This is a genomic window from Streptococcus mitis (assembly GCF_001579035.1).
Classification (GTDB): Bacteria; Bacillota; Bacilli; order Lactobacillales; family Streptococcaceae; genus Streptococcus; species Streptococcus mitis_J.
Genome location: NZ_KQ970287.1, coordinates 6697 through 7939 on the forward strand (window position 1 = coordinate 6697; position 1243 = coordinate 7939).

At 41.7% G+C, this 1243-nt stretch carries 1 protein-coding gene and 1 pseudogene; both read left to right on the top strand.

Features of this window, described 5'->3' with window-relative positions; genetic code table 11:
• The first annotated feature begins 335 nt into the window (after positions 1-335).
• Positions 336-992, top strand: coding sequence for a response regulator transcription factor VncR (gene vncR, locus SMIDD26_RS04440; RefSeq protein WP_061439184.1), 657 nt, complete (start codon positions 336-338; stop codon positions 990-992).
• Positions 989-1243 (top strand): annotated as a pseudogene (locus tag SMIDD26_RS04445) (sensor histidine kinase); the annotation flags it as partial. The gene vncR and the pseudogene SMIDD26_RS04445, both read left to right, overlap by 4 nt.

Below are 1243 nucleotides of genomic sequence, written 5' to 3' on the forward strand. Positions count from 1 at the left end.
ATTGCGGAAGGTTTATCAAATGAACAGGTTAAATCAGCTGTCAAGAGCCAAGTTGATGCTAAGAAAGAAGAGTTGCGCAAACACGGCTATACTTTCAAAGAGGACTATGTCTATCAAGCTAATGGGAAAGATTATAACTACGTTGTAACATTTTCAAAAGCAGCTAAATAATTTTCATTCCATAGGGAGTGAAATGCAAGCAGAGAGAGCGATAGGCTCTCTTTGTTTTATCTAGTGGTCAGTTGCTTACAGACAAAAGGCCAGCAAGAGACTATAATAGAAAATAGAGTAGGTAGTTATTCTAAGAAAAATAAAAAATAGAGAGCAGTTAAAGTATGAAAATTTTAATTGTAGAAGATGAAGAAATGATCCGTGAGGGGGTCAGTGATTATTTGACAGATTGCGGTTATGAAACCATTGAGGCTGCAGATGGGCAAGAAGCCTTAGAGCAATTTTCCAGCTATGAAGTGGCCTTGGTTTTACTGGATATCCAGATGCCTAAACTCAATGGTCTGGAAGTGCTAGCTGAGATTCGCAAAACCAGCCAAGTCCCTGTCTTGATGTTGACCGCTTTTCAGGATGAGGAATACAAGATGAGTGCCTTTGCTTCGCTAGCAGATGGCTATCTGGAAAAACCTTTCTCCCTCTCCCTCTTAAAAGTGAGGGTGGATGCGATTTTTAAGCGCTACTACGATACAGGACGAATCTTCTCCTATAAGGATGCCAAGGTGGATTTTGAGAGCTACAGTGCAAGCCTCGCAGGTCAAGAAGTACCTATCAATGCCAAAGAGTTGGAAATTCTGGACTATCTGGTGAAAAATGAAGGACGTGCCTTGACTCGGTCTCAGATAATCGATGCCGTCTGGAAAGCGACAGATGAGGTTCCCTTTGATCGTGTCATTGATGTTTATATCAAGGAACTGCGGAAAAAGCTAGGCTTGGACTGCATCCTCACTGTGCGCAATGTTGGTTATAAATTGGAGCGAAAATGAAACGAACAGGTTTATTTACAAAGATATTTATCTATACCTTCTCGATTTTTAGTGTTCTGGTTATTTGCCTTCATTTAGCTATTTATTTTCTCTTTCCCTCGACTTATCTGACCCATCGTCAGGAAACAATTGGCCAGAAAGCGACAGCTATTGCCCAGTCCCTAGAAGGGAAGGATAGGCAGAGTATCGAGCAAGTCTTAGACTTGTATTCCCAGACCAGTGATATCAAGGGGGTGGTCAAGGGCGAGATG